Origin of the sequence: Streptomyces sp. MBT65, assembly GCF_016612545.1 — a bacterium.
Lineage (GTDB): Bacteria > Actinomycetota > Actinomycetes > Streptomycetales > Streptomycetaceae > Streptomyces.
In genome coordinates, this window is sequence record NZ_JAENRY010000485.1 from 1 (window position 1) to 3695 (window position 3695).

Below are 3695 nucleotides of genomic sequence, written 5' to 3' on the forward strand. Positions count from 1 at the left end.
CTGCCGGTGGTGCGGGGTGGGTGACGCGTGGATGTCGGCCGCGCCTGTGCCGGGGTGGGAGACGCGTGGATGTCGGCGGCCCCTGCGCCAGGGTGGGCGGGTCAGGCGACTCGTGGGCGTCCGCCGGTGCCGTGCCGGGCCGAGGCGAGGAGGCCGCGGAGGGTGGTCAGCCAGCCCAGGGCGATGACCGCGGCGGCCAGGGTGAAGCCGAGCGCGCCGTTCAGCGGCATCACGATGCCGATCGCGCCGCCGAGCACCCAGGCCATCTGGAGCATCGTCTCCGAGCGCGCGAACGCCGACGTACGCACCAGTTCGGGCACGTCCCGCTGGATCAGCGCGTCCAGGGACAGCTTGGCGAGTGCCTGGCAGAAGCCGGCGGCGGCCGCGAGACACGCCACCAGGGCCGCGCCGAAGAAGATCGCCGCGGTGATCGCCGCGCCCAGCACGACCGCCATCACCGTCACGATGATGAGTTCGGGCGCCCGCTGCCGCAGCCAGGACCCGACCGCCGTACCGCAGGCGTTGCCCACGCCCGCCGAGACGGCGACTATGCCCAGCGACACGGCCGCGCTCTGCCCGGTCATCGGATGCTCGCGCAGCAGGAACGCGAGGAAGAAGGTCAGAAAGCCCGACAGCCAGCGCAGGGCCGCGTTGGCGCCGAGCGCGTGGGTGACGGCGATGCCGACCGTGCGCAGCCCCGGACGCTTGACCTCCTTGGGATGCGGGCCGTGCAGATGGTTCTCGTCGGCCGCGAGCAGCGCCGTGTCCTCGCCCTTGGCGGAGTCGACCTTGGGGTCCAGGAAGAAACACAGGACCGTGCCCGCGACGAAGATCACGAAGGCGCCGTAGAGCGGCCAGGGATCGCCGATGGCGTGCAGCCCGCCCGCGATCGGCGCGGCGACGCCGGTGGCGAGAAGCCCGGCGAGGGTGACGCGCGAATTCGCCTTCACCAGCGAGATGCGCGGTGGCAGCAGCCGGGGCACCACGGCGCTTCTGACGACGCCGTACGCCTTCGAGGCGACCAGGGCGCCCAGGGCCGCCGGATACAGCTCCAGGCTGCCGCTGGCGACCGCGCCGGAGATGATCAGCGCGAGGAGGGCACGGGCCAGCATCGCGGCGGCCATCGCGGCGCGCCGCCCGTGCGGAAGCTTGTCCAGCAGAGGCCCGATCACCGGCGCGAGAACAGTGAACGGCGCCATGGTGATCGCGAGATACAGGGCGACCCGCCCCCGCGCCTCATCGGTCGGCACGGAGAAGAAGACGGTCGACGCGAGGGCGACGGTGATCATGACATCGCCGGCGCCGTTCACCGCGTGCAGCTCGATCAGCCGGCCGAGGCCCGACTCGCCCGCGCCGTGGGCGTGCGTCGCCTTGCGGATGCCGCGGGCGGTACCGGTGACGGGGAAGTGCAGGGCACGACCCATCGCGCGGACGGAACCGCCGACCCGGCCCGAACCGCCACCTCGGATGCTCCCCTTCGTCCCACCGATCCCGGTGGCACCTTGGGGCGACCTCGCGGCTGCCACTCCGTCATAGTGCCCCGAGAAAGGCCCGAGTAGTGCGGTTACCGCGCGTATGGCGGCCAGCAGGGGTGGATTCAATGCCATTGCACAGGTCGCCGCCAGGCACTCGCTCAGGTCGCCGCCCGACACGCGCACAGGTCTCGGTTCGATCGCCGCGCGGCGCCAGAGGGGCCGTCGGTGTGGGCGCATGGCGCGGGAGAAGGTAGCGTGCGTAGCGCGCCGTGGCGATTGTTCTCGGCCGCGCGCCTCTCGGCCATCCCGCAGAATGGATGGTGTAGGCGTGCCCGAGCGCGATCGGGTGCGGACGTCGACGCGGCCCTCCACCAGTGCCCCCAAGGGCCTGGTACATGTCTTTCAGCCGCTCCGTCCGCTCCCTTCGCCGCAACAGGCGCACCCGTGAGACGGCGTAGGAGAGAAGCGATACCTGTGAGCGCAGCGACCACGCGAAGCCGCACCCCCGACCGCCTGTGCGCCGAGGCCGTCGACCTCGCCCGTGCCGCAGCCGAGGAGGCCGCCGCGCCCGGCGTGGTCGGCGAGCACGCGGGCTTCGAATCCGAGGGCGACCGGGTGGTCACGCACTTCTTCGAGTGCAAGGAGTTCGGCTACCGGGGCTGGCGCTGGGCGGTGACGGTCGCACGAGCGTCCCGAGCGAAGCTGGTGACACTCGACGAGGTCGTGTTGTTGCCGGGCCCGGACTCCCTCCTGGCCCCCGAATGGGTCCCGTGGAGCGAACGCCTCCGCCCCGGCGACATGGGCCCCGGCGACCTGCTCCCCACCGACGCGGAGGACCTCCGTCTGGAGCCCGGCTACACGGGCGAGGACGAGCCCCCGCCGAACTCGGCCGTCTCGGAGGAGATGGCGGAGCTGGTGGAGGCGGAGGACGCGGAGGTGACGGCGGGAGCCCCGGCGACGCTCCCGGTGGCCCCCACCCGAGGCTCGATCGCGGCGGTCGCCGAAGAACTGGGCATCCGCCGCGCCAGGGTCCTCTCCCGCTACGGCCTCCACGAGGCCGCGGACCGCTGGGAGGACGGCTTCGGCCCGAAGACCCCCATGGCCCAGGCGGCCCCCGCGGCCTGCGTCAGCTGCGGCTTCCTGGTCGCGGTCGGCGGCTCCCTGGGCCAGGCCTTCGGAGTCTGCGCGAACGAGTTCTCCCCGGCGGACGGCCACGTCGTGTCCCTCTCCTACGGCTGCGGCGGCCACTCGGAAGCAGCGATCATGCCCAAACCGCCCCAGCCACCGGCACCGGTGATCGACGAGACGAAGGTGGACCCGTTCCCGCTGCGGCCTTCGGCGGATTCGGGGTCGGTCTCGGTGGGGGCGGACGAGGAATCGGCGGAGTTGGGGCACTCGTAGGTTCCCGAGCGGACGGGGGTGCGGGTCCCTGGGGCTCCGCCCCGGACCCCGACCTGCGCCCACCCACCACCCGACTCGGTAGGCCAGAGGTTCACGTCCGGGTCGGCTCGTCCCCACCTCGCTCGAGAGCTGCCCTCACCGCCTCGTCGAGCACCGCACTCAGCTCACCCAGGGCTTCCCGCGCGACGGCCGGGTCCTCGTGCTCCAGGTTGTTCCGCGCCCAGGCGTAGCGTGCGGACAAAACCGGGCGCCGGGCGATCTCGATCTCCCTGCCCCAGATCAGCTCCCAGCCCCGCACCGGACTGTGGGACTCCCACTCGACCACCTTGGCGAAGGCGCCGTCCTTGGTGGCCTGCATCTCCGCCAGGCGGCCTGGAGCGAGGGCGGCAAGGGTGGCACGCATGTCGTGTCCGTGGTCGTCAGGCAGCGGCAACCGGAGTTCGGCAGTCATGGCAGTGTTCCGGGGGCGGTGAGCGGAAGGCTCGGTCGCAGCGGTCGCAGCGGTCGCAGTTCTGGAGCGGGTGCTGGGCGAGGTGGTTCCCGATCACCGTGAAGCGGGCGGTGTGGCGGGAGTTGTCGTGAGATAACCCACCGGTCCGCTGCTTCGGGTGTTTGTCGGCGGTGTGCCGGGACTGGGCGCGCGGGGGCGCGGTAATGTCGCGTGTATCCATCGGGAGTTCGTGTCGCGCTGACCGTAGATCACGCAACCTGCCCGGAATCCAGCCCAGTTGGTGATATTTACCCGAATGGGTGATCGGCGGGTCCTGCTGCGGGGGGGGGGGGGTGGGGCTGGGTGCGGGTCCTTTCACCAGCGTGGTT

General features: G+C 72.1%; 3 protein-coding genes and 1 pseudogene. 1 reads left to right on the forward strand and 3 read right to left on the reverse strand.

Annotated features, from left to right (window positions below; genetic code table 11):
* Positions 1 to 101 precede the first annotated feature (101 nt).
* A complete protein-coding gene (locus JHN63_RS48785) occupies positions 102 to 1526 on the reverse strand; it encodes an MFS transporter (RefSeq protein ID WP_200691579.1) in 1425 nt (474 codons plus the stop codon).
* Positions 1527 to 1949: 423 nt separating this feature from the next.
* Between JHN63_RS48785 and JHN63_RS48790 the strand changes: the two genes are divergently transcribed.
* The gene (locus tag JHN63_RS48790) at positions 1950 to 2876 is read left to right on the forward strand and encodes a DUF3027 domain-containing protein (RefSeq protein WP_200691580.1); all 927 of its coding nucleotides are present in this window, start codon (positions 1950 to 1952) and stop codon (positions 2874 to 2876) included.
* Between the two features lie 91 nt (positions 2877 to 2967).
* Here JHN63_RS48790 and JHN63_RS48795 read toward each other — a convergent pair whose 3' ends face one another.
* Positions 2968 to 3327 (reverse strand): hypothetical protein, encoded by a 360-nt coding sequence (locus tag JHN63_RS48795; protein ID WP_234478845.1) that lies wholly within the window; start codon positions 3325 to 3327, stop codon positions 2968 to 2970.
* 67 nt (positions 3328 to 3394) lie between these two features.
* Positions 3395 to 3547 (reverse strand): annotated as a pseudogene (locus JHN63_RS53635) (helix-turn-helix domain-containing protein); the annotation flags it as partial.
* Positions 3548 to 3695: the final 148 nt, after the last annotated feature.

Bases quoted from the DNA above. Each gene is read 5' to 3' on its own strand.
- JHN63_RS48795 (WP_234478845.1), bottom strand. From the start codon at position 3,327: ATGACTGCCGAACTCCGGTTGCCGCTGCCTGACGACCACGGACACGAC.